The 18,498-nt window shown below is 58.9% G+C and carries 8 protein-coding genes; 5 read left to right on the plus strand and 3 right to left on the minus strand.

The genetic code is table 11. From position 1 onward, the window contains the following. Positions 1 to 38 precede the first annotated feature (38 nt). Positions 39 to 4,244 carry an NACHT domain-containing protein gene (locus AC04SG_RS08375; RefSeq protein WP_488550645.1) on the plus strand — a complete coding sequence of 1,402 codons (4,206 nt, stop codon included), beginning with the start codon at positions 39 to 41 and terminating at the stop codon, positions 4,242 to 4,244. A 444-nt stretch (positions 4,245 to 4,688) separates the two neighbouring features. On the opposite strand, the gene AC04SG_RS08380 is transcribed toward AC04SG_RS08375, so the two are convergent. Beyond that, positions 4,689 to 5,717, minus strand: coding sequence for an SMEK domain-containing protein (locus AC04SG_RS08380; RefSeq protein WP_488550646.1), 1,029 nt, complete (start codon positions 5,715 to 5,717; stop codon positions 4,689 to 4,691). A 735-nt stretch (positions 5,718 to 6,452) separates the two neighbouring features. Here AC04SG_RS08380 and AC04SG_RS08385 point away from each other — a divergent pair. Next, the gene (locus AC04SG_RS08385) at positions 6,453 to 7,433 is read left to right on the plus strand and encodes a hypothetical protein (RefSeq protein ID WP_488550647.1); all 981 of its coding nucleotides are present in this window, start codon (positions 6,453 to 6,455) and stop codon (positions 7,431 to 7,433) included. A 501-nt stretch (positions 7,434 to 7,934) separates the two neighbouring features. Then, positions 7,935 to 8,837, plus strand: coding sequence for a hypothetical protein (locus AC04SG_RS08390; RefSeq protein ID WP_488550648.1), 903 nt, complete (start codon positions 7,935 to 7,937; stop codon positions 8,835 to 8,837). A gap of 53 nt (positions 8,838 to 8,890) precedes the next feature. Here AC04SG_RS08390 and AC04SG_RS08395 read toward each other — a convergent pair whose 3' ends face one another. Together AC04SG_RS08395 and AC04SG_RS08400 are read right to left on the minus strand one after the other, a co-directional pair. Beyond that, on the minus strand, positions 8,891 to 13,285 hold the full coding sequence (locus AC04SG_RS08395) for an NACHT domain-containing protein (RefSeq protein ID WP_488550649.1): 4,395 nt from the start codon (positions 13,283 to 13,285) through the stop codon (positions 8,891 to 8,893). After that, positions 13,278 to 13,508 (minus strand): hypothetical protein, encoded by a 231-nt coding sequence (locus AC04SG_RS08400; protein ID WP_488550650.1) that lies wholly within the window; start codon positions 13,506 to 13,508, stop codon positions 13,278 to 13,280. The genes AC04SG_RS08395 and AC04SG_RS08400 overlap by 8 nt, the downstream gene beginning before the upstream one ends. Positions 13,509 to 14,821: 1,313 nt before the next feature. Here AC04SG_RS08400 and AC04SG_RS08405 point away from each other — a divergent pair. Together AC04SG_RS08405 and AC04SG_RS08410 are read left to right on the plus strand one after the other, a co-directional pair. Next, a complete protein-coding gene (locus AC04SG_RS08405; protein ID WP_488550651.1) occupies positions 14,822 to 16,057 on the plus strand; it encodes a hypothetical protein in 1,236 nt (411 codons plus the stop codon). A 123-nt stretch (positions 16,058 to 16,180) separates the two neighbouring features. Further along, entirely contained in the window at positions 16,181 to 18,454 is a 2,274-nt protein-coding gene (locus AC04SG_RS08410) for a transglycosylase domain-containing protein (protein WP_488550652.1), read from the plus strand. Positions 18,455 to 18,498 lie beyond the last annotated feature (44 nt).

Genomic DNA, 18,498 nt, shown 5'->3' on the forward strand with positions numbered 1-18,498 from the left:
GCCTGACGTCAGCGCCAACGAGTGATGGCGCAAAAGACATGGACATTGGCGTCGCCGCTCATATCTGCGCGGCAGCTTCCGGACCCGGCGCGCGTCGCTATCGCGCTGACATGACGACCGAACAGCGGAAATCGCATGAGAACGGTATTTGGCTCTGCCAGGACTGCGCCAAAGCCATCGATACGGATGATCCCGCATTCTCCGAGACCGTTTTGCACGGCTGGAAGAGCAAGCATGCTGTGGATATGTGGCGTAGCATTGTCCACAAAGTCTCCTTCGGACCCACCATGCCGCCGACCGTTGGAGAGATTGGTGCGCGTTTGCAGAAGGCGGCGGCGACCGACCTTGAAGTTTTCAGGCGTTCGCACAAATGGCCGCCGACGAACGTCAGCCTAATGCTCGAGGTAAAAGGCCAACCGGAGCCTGTTCTTGCGAGGGCACTCGGTCAAACGCTGGGTGCTATGGACGATCTAGTGATCGTTGCGGCTCCAGGCACAGGCAAGACATCGGCGCTGTTTCAGTTGGCGGAGGCCTCTGTCAGCTCGGCAAGCGGCACGCCCCTTGTAGTTTCCCTTTCGGACTGGTCGACCGGCCGTCTTACACTCATTGAGGCGATCCTGCGCAGGCCCGCGTTTAGCGGGTTCACGGAGACCGACCTCCGCACTGTTGCCGAGCAGCCGGGTGTCGTGTTCATGTTCGATAGCTGGAATGAACTTGGTGGTGAGGGGCGTCGCAGAGCTCGCGCCGAAATTGAGAGCCTTCGCGCGGAATTGCCCGCGGCGACCTTTATCGTCACAACTCGTCCGGAAATCTCTGACGTGCCGTTTGACGGCCAACTGCTGACAGTCCTTGAGCTCAGCGAACAGCAGCAAATGGACATAGCACGCGAGATCAAGGGCAAGCACGGCGTTCGTCTAGTCGATGAAGCGTGGCGGACCCCTGGCGTGCGCGAACTCGTAACAACGCCGCTCTACCTTACAGCACTGCTCTCCTTACCTGACGAGCAGCCGTTCCCGCGCACCAAGGAGGAAGTGCTGGGCCGCTTCATCGCCGCGCATGAGCGGCAAGCTCAGCATACGGAGCAGTTGAAGGCGGTTACGCATGGTCTGCAGCGCGTTTATTTGAGCGACTTGGCTGTCATCGCGACACGCGCTGCCAACACATCGATCACGGATACCAACGCGCGTCGTTCGATTTCGCAGACGGATGAGTTCTTAGTCGCCGACGGTCAACTCACCATCAAACCGCAGCCGGGTGATGTGCTTGACGCACTTGTGAGCCACCATCTGCTAGTGCGAACCGGAGGACCTGTTCACTATCGGTTCCAGCACCAGCAGTTTCAGGAATGGTACGCGTCAAGGGATGTCGAGCGCGCGATGCTCGAAAGCGTGGTCGACGAGAACGCGCGTCAAGAGTTGAAAGCCGATGTTCTGAACTCGACACCGTGGGAGGAACCGATCCTTTTCGCCGTGGAGCGCATGGCGCACGGCGACGAGCAACACCAGAGGGCATGCAGCGCCGCGATCCTCGCCGCCTTCGACGTCGATCCGATGTTGGCAGCCGATATGATTTTTCGTTCGACGGAAGCGGTATGGGCGCAAATTTCAAACGAAATCCAGAACCTTGTGCGGCGGTGGCACACCCCTGGGAAAATCGATCGTGCCGTGCGATTCATGGTCACATCCGGCCGCTCCGAATTCCGAGCTCTAGTATGGCCACTTATCACGAACCAAGATGACCAGAAAAGACTTCCTGCCTTGCGCGCGGCGCCCCGGTTTCGCCCGTCGGTGCTCGGACCGAATGCCATGGAAGACATCCTCGCCCTGCCTCCAAAAGTGCGGGCGACAGTTGTTTCCGAGATAGCTTATAGAAGCGGAATGGACGGTCTCGACCTTGCGGCACAAATCGCGAAGAGGGATCCTGACCCCGAACTGAAGGCCGAAGCGGTCGGTGCAATGTCCTTCCGCCGCGCCGATCGCCATGTTGCGGACGTATTGAGCACCACCGACGACGACACCTTGGACGTCATCTACCGAAAGGGCCATCTCGAAGAGATTGGAGAGAAGGCTGTACAAGACCGTATCGCGGCGGCACGTGCGCGTGCCGAGAATGAGATTTCCGATTACGAGCGGCTGCGCGCGATCGTGTACGCACGCGATGGCAAAGATCATAGCGCGGAGCTGACTGTGCTCGTCGCGACCATTGAAATTGAACTCACGCGAGGCGTTGAAGCCGGGTTGATCTACGAGGCCCGAAAGCAATACGAGCGAGCGGTCGCTCTTGGATTGCTGAGGCGCCTACGCGAAGGACGCGAACTGTTTTACGGCGCTGGCGACATTTTGGCCGCTTCCGGAATGGTGATCGAAGACGAAATCCTTCTAGATATCGCGATATCCGCACAAGATTGGAGAGATAGCCGTGCCGCTGCCGCAGCGTCCATCCTCGGTCCTGTTAGCGTCGGTAAACTCATCGATGCTGCGCTCGGCATTTTCGCCGAGATTGGGCAGCTTGGTAAATATGATAAAAGCTTGAGCGACCATTACTACAGTCTTCGCAATCGAATTGCGCAGACGCCCGGCGCCAGCCTTGTCGCCGCCGTCCAGGAGCGTGCTGCGGCAACCAGCAATGAAGAAATCTGTGCCCTTGCGGAACTCTTGTGTCGCCGTGATGAGGAAGGCGAGAGAGGGCGCCCGTTTCCGAAGGAAGCGAGCACAGCTGTTGTGCACTTGGTAGAGCAATGGGTTGAACGGTTGCTCGCGAGCGGCGACAACGCCACGCGAAACCAACTGTCCGTGATGGCGGACCTCATCGGTCATTTCCCTTCAGTCGCGCTGCTACCGTTGCTCAAGCGGCTGCTCGACAGCGAATTGTGCCGCTACCGGGCCTTCCTCGATCAGGCCGAGGCTGAACACTGGCAAGGCAAGGCGACGAACGAAGCGCGCACGAATTATCTGAACAGATATCAGAAAGCGTTCACAGCGATCAGCGCGCCAGAGACGACGGAACTGATGGTCAGCTATTTGGCCGATGAGCATTTTGGCGAAACTGCTGCCCTCGTGCTCAAGGTGCAGTGGATTCTCGCGAACGAACCCAAGAGCGATCGCGGCTTTCGTGGAAACGTGGACTTGACCCGCGTAGAGGAGATGCGAACGCTGCGCGCCCATCGCGCCACGCTAACCTGCAACGAAGCGGAAGCAATATTCGAGACGATTGTGCCGCTTATCGCCGATGGCGTCACCGAGGAGCAGAAGAAGCACGCGATCAAGCTGGCTATTCAAGCCGCGCGTCTGCCGCACGGCGAGCGCTCCGACACAATCAGCGCGCTCTTGTCGATCGCTCCACAAGGGGCGCGATCAAATTTTGTCCTGAACCTGATTCTCTCTGGCGAAACAATCCCGTTCGGCGTCGTGCAAGCCGGGATCGATGACGTCTTGGAAGATGCCAAAAAGCAGACTTGGATTCTGAACGAAGGTTGGCAGTTGAAGGCGTGGCTCCTTCTACTGCCATTTACCGACCATCCAGCGCAGCTTGCCGACACGATTGCGGCATTGCCGCCACGGCAGCGGGAGCCGCAATTCCTCGACGAGATGATCCGTGCCACCGAGTGGGTGCAGACACCAGAGATCGAGGAAGCCCTGTTCAAGCTCGCTGAGAATGATGGCACCTTCTACACCAATCACGCATGGCGCGATGCAGTGAGGCGTCGCAACACGTCCACATCGGCGCGCCGCTATCTAGACCTGGTCATTGAGGGCAAAATCGACGGCCGCTACAGCAGTCAGGAAATCGCTGGTTTGCTGAGTGCGCATTCAGAACTGCGCAACTACGCATATGGTCTGTTGGAACACGGCGTCTCGCCAAAGCTCGACCTACTGGCGAGTGCCGTGGCCGAGGTTAATGCCCCTGACGGTTTACTGTTTCTTGTGGGGCTGGAAAACCGACTTCGGCGCTCGTTGATCTCATGGCGAACCATTGAGAGAGCGGTCACCGAACACGTCGCCTCTGAACACTGGAGCGGCGCGTTCGATGTGCTTCCTGTCGCAGCAACTGAGCTACGGCGGAAGCTCTTGGCTATGACAACCGATGGCGGGCCTCACGATTTCGCAGCGCGCGCACTCCGTGAAATAGACCGCGTTCGCGACGATAACGGTGCACCTGAAGACGAGCCCCGCCATCCCGATTTGCCATCCGGTAAGCCGTGGCCGATCTTAGCACGCAATCCCGAAGCCGACGACGACGGCTGATCCTTACAGCTTTGGACTTGTTGCGCTGTCGCAGCGTGTTGTCAGGCGCAGGCTCGTCCGCTGGTTTTAGAACACGCTTCCTGCAGCAACAAACACGCTGCCGGGCAGAGCTGCGCCATCAGCCAGCCTATGTCGGCAAACGGCAGCTTTCCGGCTAGTCGTTCCGCAACCAGACCGTCTCCCAGCGGCCCCCTCCCGGGCCGCAGCCGGATCCCGATGACGACCACGCCCGGCCGCGACCTGCTCATCCGGATGCTGGAGACCCAAGCGGAGATGCGCGCCATGTTCAAGCAGTTCGGCACGGAAACGAAGGTCGAGTCGGTCGATAGCAGGTTCCGTCCTGTAGCCGGACGCGGCGAGGTACAAGGAACGGGGCCAACTCGTCGTCGGCGCGTTCGGCGTCGCTGGCGGCGGGATATCCTCCGCGAGAGGCTCCGCTAGTCCCTAGAAGTCGCTGAAGTCGAGGCTGACCAGCGGCCGCGTTAGCGGGATGCCCTTCTTCTCCACGTAGTCCACGAACATGTCTTCGAAGTGGTCGGACACTTCTGGGAAGCCGATCCGCCAGTACCCGCTTTCCTGCCGCTCGGTTGGCTCGTCGAAATAGATGAAGCCGTAGGTCTCCAGCAGCCGCAGTTCGCCTTCCGTATCGGGATAGCTGGAAATCCTGGCGAGCCTGTCGGCGTTGATCTCCATCTGGTCGCTCCCCCCAAACCGGCTCCTTCTCTCCCTCTCCCGCCGCTCGATCATCACTGCCAGGAACTCCCGGGTGATCCGGGGCAGCTTGGCAAGCGCTGCGGAGAGCTTCCTGAAGTCGTTCTCAGCCTCGGTCGCGAACTCCCCAAGGCCGTCGTCCTCGACGAACTTCCGGTACGCTGCCAGGTCCGACATGCGTGGCCGTGGCACCTCCTCGATGTACTTGAGCACGCTGGTCGGGAAGTTGCCTTCGGTGTCGGGCAGCTCCAGCTCGATGCGCACCCGCACCACTTCCGACCTGACGTGGTTGTAGAGCGTCTGCAGCACGTCCGCCTCGAGGTCCATGCATCGCTTGCAGAGGTCGTCGACATCCCAGATGTCAGCCTCGGTGAAGCCCGTGCGGGCGCACTGGTCGGGGTCGAGGGAATAGCTTCCCTGTTTCGCGCCGATCACCAGGACCTTGATGTTCTGGAAGTCCTTGAGCTGCTCGTCCGTGATCTTCTCGAGCGTCTCATTGACTTTCTTCGTGGTCTTCTCGGCAGTCACCTGGAACGCCCACCCCTTGGCCTTGTCGGCCAGGTCGAGGCCCGGAAAATTGCTGCGCTCGGCGTTGAGGTTCTCGAGCGACAGCGTCCAGAGGTGGTTAAGGATCACCTTGAAGAAATCCTCGAGATACCTGTTCAGGTCGGTGAGACCCAACTTGCCGCGAGTGGAAACCTGTCCCTTGATGTCGCTCAGCGCGTCGACGATTTCGCCGATAAAGTGCCCTCTGGTGATCATGCGCCGCCCCTCCCTTAGTACACTCTTTAGCAGCGCGCCGGCTCGCGGGGAAATAGCGCTGCGTCACAGGCAACGCATCTCAAATCGAGTTTGCTCATAGGTGTCTTCCGAATAGCGGTGACTCTCGCGCCGCCACGCGGCCTCCTGAAGTTCACGGCCATCCAAGGGGCACGCATGCGCCCCACCCACATGGTCGTCGTTCATTGCCATGCCGGACGGCAATCCGTTCACGGTCCCTGACATCGACCGCATGCATCGCGCGCCCGGCTGGTCCGGCATCGGTTAGCACTACCTCAGCGGCCTGAACGGCGAGATCTGGACCGGATCTCGGTCGACCGCGTCGGCGTCCATGTGCAAGGGTACAACACCGGGTCCGTCGGCGTCTTGCGTTCGAGCGACGCCGCCCAGAAGGCTGCTTTTCATCTAATCACCGAGTTTGTGCAGAAACCCGACTTGCATACTCGGCTGGTTCAAGCGCTTCGAATTGGTGGTAAGTGAATAGCGAGGATCGGTGACGAAGAAAGATCTTGGTAGTGACATCAACCGATACGTTCGAAACCCTGAAGCTCCGCGTGACAAAGGCTCTTGTCGGCTTCTCCAAGGGGTTTCCCGACGACCAATCTAGGTCCGACATCCTCAGTTCAAGACCCGATAAAAGGGACTTTCGTACCGGAACTCGTCCTATTCATGATGAGAAACGTCATGGGGTGGGCATGGTCAGGTCATGGAGAAAAGGTGCGCTGGACCGTCTATGGGAGTTTCAAAGACTTCCCAGTCCTTTTCGAGTATCGGAAGTTCGGTTTCGCGATAGGGATGAAAGGCGGCGACGCCAAGGATCGGCAGAGACTCGTTAATCAGCTCAAGACTGCGTTAAAACATGTCGAGACGTTCCTAGCGCCAATCGCGAAGCACCAAGTATCTCTTGGAGAGGTGTCTATCGCCAACCGATTCTGCGAGTTTGATAGCCGCTACAGGTTTTTTCGCGAGAAGGCGGACAAGGCCTATGCAAAGGCGAAGACGAAACCGCGGAAAGGCAAAACCAAGGGCAAAAAAGGTACAGTGAAGGATTTGATTTCGTCGGCCGTGGGCGACCTGACTTCCAGCATGAATAGGATGATGAAAGCCAATCACCAAGGCTTCTATTATTCAACGGCCATGGTCGATGCCTATTTCAGCCTCCTTGAACATCGGCTTGTGCTTCTACGCGCCTTCAGCGGAAAACCACTCGTTCCGGGTGAATTGCTAGAGTTCCTAGCCGGCAAGTGGGACGTAAAGCTCAATCAGATCGTGTCCGACGCGACCCTTTCAGCAGAGCCGCTCGGCAAGATGCGCGAAATCAAGGAACGAATCCGCAATCCTTTCGCGCATGGTGGTTTCGAAAACGACGGAGGATCCATCTTCTTCCATCGGCCGCGCGTAGGAGCCATCCCCACCAATTTCAGCCGTTTCGGCAACAGTGTCCGGTTTTCCTTCATCCCGATCGAGCAGGAGGACCATGCTGAAGTATGCGCCATCTTCGACAGCCTTGATGAGCTGCTCACCACCGGCGACCTCGAACGTCCACATCGGGTGATGGATGCGGGTGTCGACCCGTCCTACGATGAAGCCCACATCAAGAAGTACCATGCTGCAGTCAGCAGAGCCGACGAAGACTTGGAAGAATTTCTAGAGGGCTGGAGCCGCGAATTCATGATGCACGCCAACATGGACTACTGACCCTTCGAGTGTCGGACGAAGTCGCCCATGCGCCTCTGTGGCTCGCCGCTTGGATAGCGTCTGTCTCGCACAGTCGGCTTTGATTGAAGGCCGACACGCGCCTTAGGCGATGTGCGGGCCGACAACTTCGCTTAGAGCTGTCAGTCTGCTTTACCCAGCCCTCCAGTCCTTCCGGTCTCGAATAAACGGCAGGTTTCGGGGACGCGGTAAGCATTGCGAGCGGCGACGATGGGGTCGGGAGCATCGTTGAGATCAACCCGGGCTTACCGGCCGCCATTCGATCCGCGACGCTTGGAACAGCACAGTTCGGAAATAACCCAAAGTGGCCGCGCCATAAGTCGGCTCATTCAACATTGCGGGAAGCGGTGGCGGGTTGAACTTTTCATTCTGTAGCAGATGAGGCAGATTTCGCAATGTAATAGAGCCATATCAATTATTTGTTACTTTGGAATCTAAGTAGCAAGCAATGATACAATACTTTGGGAGCGAGGGAAATCTATCATGCTGAGGCAAGGGTTAACCGTTGCGGTTGGTGCGCTGCTTCTGACCGGTTGTGTGTCGGGAGCGCAGACGACAGCATATCAAGTCGACAATCAGCTGGTGGCGATCTCGGAAATCACAGGAGCAGTAAAGTGTGCCTTGGCGCTGTCCCTGCAGCGTGAAAGAGGAAGCGGCTATCCTAGACTTGAGGGAAATGTCGCGTCTATTGAGTATACTTTTCAGGTTGTCGACACATCGTCCTTCGGAGGGAGCTTGAACGCCGAGAAGGCGGGGCCATTCGTCTTCGCGTTTTCGGGCGGCACAGGTAGCGTGCTGCCGAAGTTCGGCGCATCCATTACCAAGACGAACACAGTCACCACCATCATAGATGGCACACTTGGTCTGCACTATAAGGACACCGCAGTCTGCGACGCCATTCCAGCGCGGATCCGAGCTGGACTTGGCTTTGAAAAGTGGCTGTCCAGGAGCATCGAGCAATTGAACGTCCAGGCGAAGTTCAGTCCCTACGGGGTCGTGGATTCGCTTCAGTTGAAGGCCAATTTCGGAGTGGTGAAAACCGGCAATGCCGGTGCAACCTTCGATTTTGTGTTCCTTGGCGGCGATGTCTCGGTCATGCAGTCGAGAAATGATGTACAGACGATTCAGATAACGCTTCAACCTCCTGGCGATAAGGTCAAGTATCCGAAGGTCATCGTGAACGGCGTGACCTGCGGGCGGCCTAAGGGCAAACCCTCAAAAGCCGAACTCGGCCCACTTAATTCAACGCCAAAGAAAGTGGAAAAAGTGCCTAAAAAGGACGAGAACAACAAGATCCAGGCACCGCCGTCGGCAGCGCCACCGACCAAAGGCTGCAGCACACCGCACGGACTTGGCTGCTTCGACGTTGCGCCCAAAACCGAATAGCGGGCGCATGATGCCTGCATCTGCCAACAGGTTTGCTCGGTGTCGAATCCCCGTCAGAGCCAAGGCGATTGGGTCTGCCTCATGATTCTTGCGCCATAAAGCTTATCCTGAAGGGCTTCGCTCCTGCTCTTGATGGCTTGGTTCAGAACGGTCAGGTTCGTGTCCCAGTGTCGCCCGACCGGAGTCGTGAGCAGCTCAATATCTTTACCCTTGATCCAAAGATTGCCTCGCCCGTCGATCGTCTTCGCGAGAACTTCGTGGGCGGCAAATGCGGTCGCATGGTCTGCGGCGTGTAGGTAGCGTCGATACCACTCGCGCGCCCACCTGTTTCGACGATAGTGATCACTGCCAGTCGCGTAAACCTCGGCCAGCCAGCCTGTCCGTGGCTTCCTCGCCTCGAACTCGGTCCATATCTTTTCGAATGCGGGTGTCAGATCGCAGAAACCCAGGAGCGTGTAAGCCCGCGCGATCCGGGCCGCATCGCCACTGGCCTCGTCATCGCGAATGGTGGTCTCAAGCCAGCTCGATTGACCGTGCTGGATGGCGGCCCTCGCCATGTCAAGCAACACATTGTCAGTCGTGCAGAGGTCAAGAGCCTCCCGGCGTCCTTCATCTCCGGCAGCGCATGCTGGCGCCTCAATTGGCAACAGGGTTATCCGGGGGTTCTTTATGATACCTCGGTCCCTTGCGTCATTCAACTTCCGCCACAACGGGATGCCAGCCGCGGGCAAGGATCGAATGAGTCCCTCACACAGGGCAATGAGAGGAAATTCATCGAGCGTATCAACGTTCGAAATTTGGTTACGCTCGTCGAGCCAAGCGTCCAACCAGGCCACGAGGCTCGCCCCTTGCTTCGCAATCAAGATGGTCATCGGCAGGTCGTGGTTTGCCCAATATCTCGGGTAGGACCAGGAGCCTCCCTTTTGATCCAGCCTGTCGAAGGCACCGCGAACGAAGTCATGATATTTTTGCAGTGCGACCGGGTCTTCAGGATTTCGTTGAAGCATGACGGCCCAAATTTCGGGATCCGCCTCTTCCATCAGTTCCGGGCGTTGCAGAATCTCGCTTGCAGCAAGCAACGCCAATGATCCCCGGCAGCGGTCTTTGAGGTTCTTCGCATCCGCAGCTTTCCATCCGCTATCGGCGATCTCCTGCAGCACCTGAGTGTCGCGTGTCTCTGGTGCCAGTTCGAAGGCGGCGCTGCGTATTTCTGCGTCCACGCTGCTGACAAGTGGCGCCAAATTTGACCAACCATCCAGAGCCTCTTCATCAGCTATGGCGCCCAGGAGCAGAAGCCCGCCGAGCACGTCATCGCGAGGACCGGTTAGCGGGAATCTGGAAAGGCGCGATCGTATGGCTGATTGTCCACAACGCAGCAGCACCTTCTCGATCCTGGCGAGGATCGGCAGCTTCAGACAATCGTCGAGCACTCTATCCAGCAGTTGTTCCGGCTCGAGGTCCCAAAGCCGCAATTCCAGCTCGCGTGCTCGCCACCAAGGAAGATCATCGTCCTTCGCGATGGCCGAGGCGTCGATCAAATCCTTGATGGCATCGGCGATGAGAAGTCTCTCCTCCTGTCTATACAGTAGCGAAAGTCGGTTGGCCTCGGCCACAAGACGTTGCAATTCGAGTTCGTTTCGCTTCGGGGCGCTCAGGGCCGCCAAGCGAACGATTTGTTGCAGGAGATTTGGGTCTGTGCGGGCCAACATAGGTTTTAGGCGCTCAAAACGATTGTCGTCGTCACTCGACTGGCGCCCGAGCAGCCAAAGCTGGTCGCCTGCGAACTTGGCATCCTGGTTCGCTACGCAAGCGTTCGGATCAAGCGGGCTCTGGGCATCCGCGCGGTCTGCAAAGACTGTAGGTGGCTTGTCCTTTACCAACGCAGCCAGTCGCGCCCCAGCGACAGCGTCTCCAAGAGCCTCCAGAAGCCATTGCCCGCCAGTTAGCGCAATGTCATCACCTGTTGCGATCAGTTCGTCCACGGCCTTCACCAGCGCAGCATGAAAATCGCCAGATTTGCCGCCGCCCAGTCGCAAGACCCAGGCCAACTCCTCGAAATGATTGGCGGTGGCCATGATTGCCCGGCTGATTGCCCAGGCAAGGAACGCGTCAGTGAATGCCTGCAGCGGCAGGAACGAAAGAATCCCGAACACCCGGTGAGCGAGCCAACTCACGTCGCCCGTGGCCACAAGCTCAACGGTCGGGCAGGTCGACGATATCGGCGAGTCATTCCATCGTTTCAGGTTGTCATGAGTTCGCTTGCGATTTGTGACCGATCGCTCGGAGTTCGGATCAATCTGACCAAGGAAGCGTCCGTCGTCTGGGTCTGCCCAGAGCCATCCCAGCCAGATCGTCACCTGCCTGACGAGGCGTGGCGCGATCTCTGCGAAGGAATAGGCTCGTGCCAGTCCCTTGATCAGGATTTCATCGATCGATCTGTTGCCGGACCGCGCGAGCCAGGTCTCCTCAGCAATCTGGCAAAAAAGCTCAAAATCCAGGCCGATCAAACGCCAGAAAGCGTCATAGTCCACCTGAGAGAAGTTTTGTTCGGCCACCCACCGATGAACGATGGCACGCCGAGCAGGCCTTCCGACAAGCCCGTCCAGGAGCGCGATTGTTGCTGTCGCTCGCAGGATCGAAACGCCGAGCCGTTGCCCCTTGTAAGGATCTACGAACGTGGCGATGATGGCAGCGGCCTCGCCTTCATCGCCCAGGCCTCTCAGTTCAGCCGCCAACAGAAGGCCGAGCACGAAAGGCGTGAGCTCCTTGCGGAGTTTAAACCGATGAGGGCGGTCACCTGCTTCCAGCCAACGCCCGGCGATCAGCTCCGCCACGGTTTCGCGAAGGTCGTCCTGGCCCTTGCCGCTCTCCCGGCCCAGTTTCGCAACCAGATCAGCGCGGGTGAACATTGCGTCATCGAGCGAAACCTTCAGGCCGCTGCCGAGATCGCGGATGAAATCTCGGAATTCTTCATCGGAAATCGCCAGCGCTGCTCCGCGCCGACCTACCCTGTGCTTCCAATCTTCGTATGCGAGCCGCTCGGGCGTTATATCGCCTGTTGGCGCCAGGGCCTCACGCCGTTCGATAGCCAGCTGGGAGAGACGCGGCACCTTCATAAGATCCAGCATCCGATCTCCAAACGCCTCACCCTCCACCGCGTGCAACTTCAACAGCGCTTTCAGCTCGTCGTTGCTGAAGGGACCAACACGAATTTCATCCGGACGGGGAGCCAGCGGAGCCAGCCTGTGCAGATCGGCCCAATGGTCTGGCCAGCTGCTGGCCAGAACGGCAAAGCGACCTTTCCAGCGCTCGTCGTAGAGCGGTTGCAGGAAATCCGACCAATCGCGTTTTCGCCAATTCTGGTTCAGTCCATCGACGACCAGAATGAACTGCTGACCGGCGAACTCGGCGCGCTGCCAGAGCCCAACTCTGCGTAGCCAGAACGTAGCATCGCCATGACCGAGCCGTCTGGCTAGAACCTTGGCCAGCAGCTCCTCGGCGTTGTCGTCCCGGACGTCATTGGCCGAGACGAAAACCGACAAAGGCAGATTACGGCCGTCTGCGGAATTCGCTGCCCACCAGGACAAGAAGGACCAGGTTTTCCCCATGCCTTCATCGCCGAGCAGAACTGCAGGTCGACCGCTGATGAGCCATCTGTCGAGCTGTTGGTTCAGCGATGGCCGTAAGACTTTCCTCACGGCAGGGTCATGCAGATTGTTGAAGCTCCCGCCAAGACGTGATGCCGCGTTCATGGGATTGGACAAACCAACCTCAATCCAGGTCTTCATGGCGCTCACAGCTGCCGCATATCCGATATCGGCTTCCAGCAGCCTTTGGCGGACCCTCTCGCGAGACCTTGCGAAATCCGGGTGGGATCCAATTGCCTTGACCACGTCACGCAGAGATCGGTCGTTCCCCAAGTGGCGCGCCATGGCGACTGGCGCTTCAAGGCAAAGGACCGCCAGGTCGGGAAGCGAGTCTTTGTGGCTTGGCCAATCGAGGACCAGCACAGCTACTCCCAGGCGGTTTCCAACGTCTCGGAGCGCTTCGATATCGGTGACCGGGATCTCCCGCGAGGCAGCCAGGATCCATAGATCGACAGGGTCACTTTGAAGAGCGGAATCGACGACCTTTGCCTTCATCTGATCAAGGCTAAGCCGTGTTTTCGCGCCATATCTTTTGGCTTCCAGACCGACGCGAAATGTATTGTGCTCGACCGTCCGGACATCGGATCCTGCTTGCGGGCCCGATTTGGCCAACCTGAACAGCTGACCTGTGGTTTCTGACAGGACGTCTCGCATGAGACCTTCAAACCCACTCGTGCCGGTCGCATCGAGTTTGCGGAGTCGAGCCGCCAACAAAGCTTTCGCACGAGCAAAGTCCATCAAGCTTGGTTTTTGGCCGCCGGAACTGGTCATAAATCCCCCATGGATTTTCAAATCATTCAAGTTTTTTTCTCCGACGATGGCGCATCCTGGACACGGCCCGCTTGTTGTCGTTCGCAAAATCGGAAGATTCGTTCTCCGATATTACATCGCCACGTTTCGTCAACGCGATGCTGATCTCATTAGCAGCCTCCAGATCGATATCTTCCGGTCTGTTGCGGACCTTTTGGTCCGCACCGAAAACAATGCTATCTGGAGTTCTGACAGTACTTTTGAGGCCAGCCACGGCACGCCGCCGAGCAGTGCAAAAGGCAAAAACAGCCCGATTGGTACCGATAGTTGCTGAAACCTCAATAAAGTTTTTGCTACACGGCCTTGATGTCAGAATTGGTTGCGTGTAAAAATATTTGAAGGTAATTTCAATGAGTTACGCGCTGTCCAAATAATCGAGTGGGAGTAATTCAGGCTTAGCCGAACGCCGCCGGATTTACGCACAGTACGCGACGCAACGATGAGGACGGTTTAATGCGATTTGGCACTCTGCCGGCAAGTCAGATCGGGGATTTCCGCTATGGGGCTGGCAGCGGAACGTCCGCTTACTGATTACTCCAGCCCAAAGCAGGCCGACCGGTACCGCCCCCGTTCATGCCATTGCTGATGATCACCGGAACTGCGGAATGGGCAGGCCAATTGACGTCAAAACACAGAACGCCCTCTCAACGTTCGCCCTTTGTGCTTCGAAAGTCGCATAAAGGGCAGTAGGGAACTGATATGATGTCCGGAATTATTTGGCATTTCGCGGGGTTTACCAGTCCGGAATTAACAGGCCGCGAGTTTGTGGCGTATGCGATTGAAAACACGATGGTTTTTAGGCCGATGGCAGCGGTTTTCGATCCTACTACCAGGTTTACCAATGGATTAAATGACAGTTAATTCTGGACTGGCATTAAGTGATTGGATTTGCGTGGAATCTAGCCGATCTTGTTGGTCAAACCTATCTCCGTCTGGCAGCGGATTGGTAAACCCAAGGCCCCGGCATTGGTAAACCAAGGCCACAGCCCTCTCGGCCAAGGTTCAGGTCGCTAGTTCCCCCCGCAATTCCTTGAGTCACGTGGCCGTGGCAACCGTCTTAGGATTCAAGCCATAGGGGGCGGCAGGGGAGCGGGTGCTCTCTTCCGGCGCTTGGGTTCGGCTCGAAGGCAGAAGGGTTACAGGAGCGTACACGATGGCCATGCTCGATTGGAAAGATTTCGACGAAGTTTGCCTGACGATGCAACCGCACGTCCCAAACTTGGCATGAGCGATGAAAAAAACTCGGTTACTGAAAGATCCGAGAACGACCACCGAAAGACCGCTGCGGCTCGATGATTTACCCTTGTTCGCGACCGATCAACAGATCGCCCAGGCGATCGTCGGGCGCGAAAATGCGGAAAGATGGATGCGCGAGCGACTGCCAACCCTATCTTGCAAGCCAGGCTTCCCGGCGGTTGACCATTTCCATGGCGGTCGGCCTGTTGCTCTCGTACGCCGTTTCTACGAAGATTATCTTGGCACCGCCCAATCACCAGCGGCAGGGCCTGGAAGAGCGGACGCAAGTCAATGGAAGACGAAGAGCAGATTAAGGCGCCAGGGCTGAAGTGGATCAAGCGGGTCAATGGCAGGACGCCGTTTTGGGTTGCCGACGAAGCTGACGTGAAGAACGGCTATATCCCGAAGACGGTAAATCTGTATTACCTCGCCGATCAGCCCGAAATGCTAAAGGCGAAGTGCGATTCCCTGCAGGCGGAAATGCTTCTCTGGCGCACAGGCTATCGTACGGATCCGCTGAAATTTGATGGCACGATCAAGTCACTGCTGACGATCTATGAGACGCACAAGCGCAGCCCATATAGGAGGCTAAAGCCGGGATCCCTGCGGCCCTACAACCACTATCTGAAAAATCTGAAGGGCCACGTCGGCAGCGTTCGGATCGACCAGACAACAGGCGTTGACCTGATCGACTGGCACGACGTCTGGTCAGAAAATGGCCGATACCTCGCGGCGGCGACCACGGCTCGAGCCGTACTTTTCGCGGCTGTTAGCTTCGGCATCATGATGCGCTTGCCAGGCTGCGCGGAATTGTTGGTGGTGATGCGCGAGACCGCGAAGAAACTGCCGCATCCGAAACCACGCAATCAGTCGGCTACGGCGGCGCAGATCATTGCTGCACGAGCCGCCGCTCATCAACATGGCCGACCGTCGTCCGCGCTGGCCTATGCGCTCTGTTTCGAAACCGTGCTTCGGCTTTGGGATGTGATTGGTCAATGGTGGCCGATGGATATGGGCGGCATCTCGGAAGTGCTCGACGCCGACCGGGATCTCAAATGGTTCGGCTTGCGATGGGAGGACATCGACGCTGACTTGGTTGTGCATTACACGCCGTCCAAGACGGTCGATAGATCTGGCGCCAGCATCTCCTACTCGCTCCCCAAAGCGCCGATGGTGATGGAAGAGCTGAAGCACTGGCCGCTTGAAAAGCGAACCGGCCCGATGATCATTTCCGAGGAAACCGGACTGCCCTGGCGCGCGTCGATCTTCGCGCAGCGTTGGTCGGTCGACAGGAAGGCGGCGGGCCTGCCGGCGACCCTATGGGCGCGCGATCTGCGTGCCTCGGGCATCACCGAGGGCAGGGCGTCAGGCGCCCGTCTCGACGATGCCAGTAAAGTCGCCGGGCACACCACGACCAAGACGACGGAAAAGTACGACCGAGCTGTTTTGGAAGCGGCCAATCGCTTCGCTGACGCCCGGCTCAAGCGCCGTGAACAGAGCGGTAACGGCAGCGGTAACGCGCGGTAACGGATTAAGAAATTCGCAAGGAATTTCAAATGCCTATTCGGCCATCAATTTAACCCGCCCTTAAATCGCCGCATCTACTCTGCAACCGGAGCGCCATAGGCACCGGGGACAGCAAGCGCAGGCATGGCGAACCGCAGAGACAGCCGCATCGAGCCCAGTTTCGAGGGACCGCCGCAGGCGCGATCCCAGCCGGGTCTTTCGGTGAGCGAGGAGGACCGCGTCGTGCCGAGCAACCGCAAAGCCTCCGCCAAACGCAAATCGTCGAAGGCGAAGTCGTCGCGCGGCAGGCGCGGCAAACCCCGGCGCGGCCTGTTCGGCGTTATGGCCCGGATGCTCTACTGGTGCTTCGTGCTCTGCATCTGGGGCGGCATCGCGGTGGCCGGCATTGTCGTCTACTACGGCGCCAAGATGCCCGCGGCCACCACCTGGTCGATCCCCGACCGCGCCCCCAACATCAAGATCGTCTCGGTCGACGGCCAGCTGCTCGCCAACAGAGGTATGAGCGGCGGCGAGGCGGTCGGCCTGCACGAAATGTCGCCCTACATTCCCGAGGCCGTCATCGCCATCGAGGACCGCCGCTTCTATTCGCATTTCGGCATCGATCCGATCGGCCTGTCGCGCGCCATGGTGACCAATGTGCTCGGCGGCCATTTCTCGCAAGGCGGCTCGACGCTGACCCAGCAGCTGGCCAAGAACCTGTTCCTGAAGCCCGACCGCACGCTGGAGCGCAAGGTGCAGGAGGTGCTGCTGTCGCTGTGGCTGGAGCACAAGCATACCAAGGACCAGATCCTCGAAATGTACCTCAACCGGGTCTATTTCGGCTCCGGCGCCTATGGCGTCGAGGCGGCCTCGCGACGCTATTTCGGCAAGAGTGCGCGCGATGTCACGCTTTCGGAGGCGGCCCTTCTCGCCGGCCTGTTGAAGGCGCCGTCGCGGCTGTCGCCGGCACGCGATCCCAAGGCGGCGGAACAGCGCTCGCAGCTGGTGCTCGCCGCCATGCGCGACGAAGGCAAGATCAGCGCCAAGGAACTGACCTCGGCGATGAGCGCGCCGGCAACGCGCGCGCCGTCTTACTGGACCGGCTCGGAAAACTATGTCGCCGACACCATCATGGAAGAACTGCCCGATCTGATCGGTGACGTGCGCAGCGATATCGTCGTCGACACCACGGTCGACCTCAACCTGCAGAAGCTCGCCGAACAGTCGATCCGCCGGCTAATCGACGACAGCGGCAAGAAACTCAATGTCAGCCAAGGCGCGCTGGTGTCGATCGACAATTCCGGCGCGGTGCGCGCCATGGTCGGCGGCTACGACTATTCGACCAGCCAGTTCGACCGCGCCTCGGAAGCGCGCCGCCAGCCGGGCTCGGCATTCAAGCCGTTCGTCTATATGGCCGCGCTCGAGGCCGGCCGTACACCCGACAGCGTGCGCAACGACGCGCCGATCAAGATCGGCAAGTGGACGCCGGACAATTACGGCGGCAAGTATTTCGGCAAGGTGACGCTGGCGACCGCTTTGGCGAAGTCGCTGAATTCGGTCGCGGCACAGCTGACCATGGAGGTCGGCCCCGACGCGGTGGTCGAGGCGGCGCACCGCATGGGCATCCAGTCGGAATTGACGGCCAACACCTCGATCGCGCTCGGCACCTCGGAAGTGACGCCGCTGGAGCTGACATCGGCCTATGTGCCGTTCGCCAATGGCGGCTACAAGCCAGACATCCATTTCATCCGCCGCATCACCACGACCGAAGGCAAGGTGCTCTATGACGACAGTGGTGGCGGTGCGCCGCGCGTCGTCAAACAAGAGATCGTCGGCATGATGAACTCGATGATGACCGGCACGGTCGAGATCGGCACGGCCAAGAAGGCGGCCTTTGCCTGGCCGTCGGCCGGCAAGACCGGCACCAGCCAGAATTCGCGCGACGCCTGGTTCGTCGGCTACACCGCCAACCTGACCACCGGCGTGTGGTTCGGCAATGATGACGGCACGCCGATGAAGAAGGTCACCGGCGGCGCGCTGCCGGCACAGGCCTGGCACGAGTTCATGGTCGCCGCGCACGAAGGCGTGCCGGTCAGGCCGCTGCCCGGCACCTGGAAGTCGACGCCGCCCGATACCATCGTCCCGGACGACATTCCTTCAGCTGACAACAACCAGGCAGCGCCGCAGCCTGCCGTGGCCGTGGGCCGTTCGGAGCCCGCTGCCGCTCCGGCGCCTGCTGCTGTACCGGCACAGGCGCCGGTCCGCCGTCCGGCCGAGACCGTCGATGCCGATGGTTTCGACATGCCCGGCGACGGCGGCACCACCGCCTCGATCAAGCATCCGGTGCCACCCGGCAGCGTCGGCGGCCCGACCAATAAGCGGAAGACGTCGATCCTCGATATTCTCGGCGGCGGCTGAGCGTCAACTCGCCACTCGCCACGCCAACCGCGTTCCGCTACATG

This window comes from Mesorhizobium sp. CNPSo 4684 (genome assembly GCF_057784315.1).

What these genes read in the sequence shown, in the direction of transcription:
- AC04SG_RS08410 (WP_488550652.1), top strand. Translation starts at nt 16,181, where the DNA reads ATGGCGAACCGCAGAGACAGCCGCATCGAGCCCAGTTTCGAGGGACCG.
- AC04SG_RS08405 (WP_488550651.1), top strand. Translation starts at nt 14,822, where the DNA reads ATGGAAGACGAAGAGCAGATTAAGGCGCCAGGGCTGAAGTGGATCAAG.
- AC04SG_RS08375 (WP_488550645.1), top strand. Translation starts at nt 39, where the DNA reads ATGGACATTGGCGTCGCCGCTCATATCTGCGCGGCAGCTTCCGGACCC.
- AC04SG_RS08390 (WP_488550648.1), top strand. Translation starts at nt 7,935, where the DNA reads ATGCTGAGGCAAGGGTTAACCGTTGCGGTTGGTGCGCTGCTTCTGACC.
- AC04SG_RS08380 (WP_488550646.1), bottom strand. Translation starts at nt 5,717, where the DNA reads ATGATCACCAGAGGGCACTTTATCGGCGAAATCGTCGACGCGCTGAGC.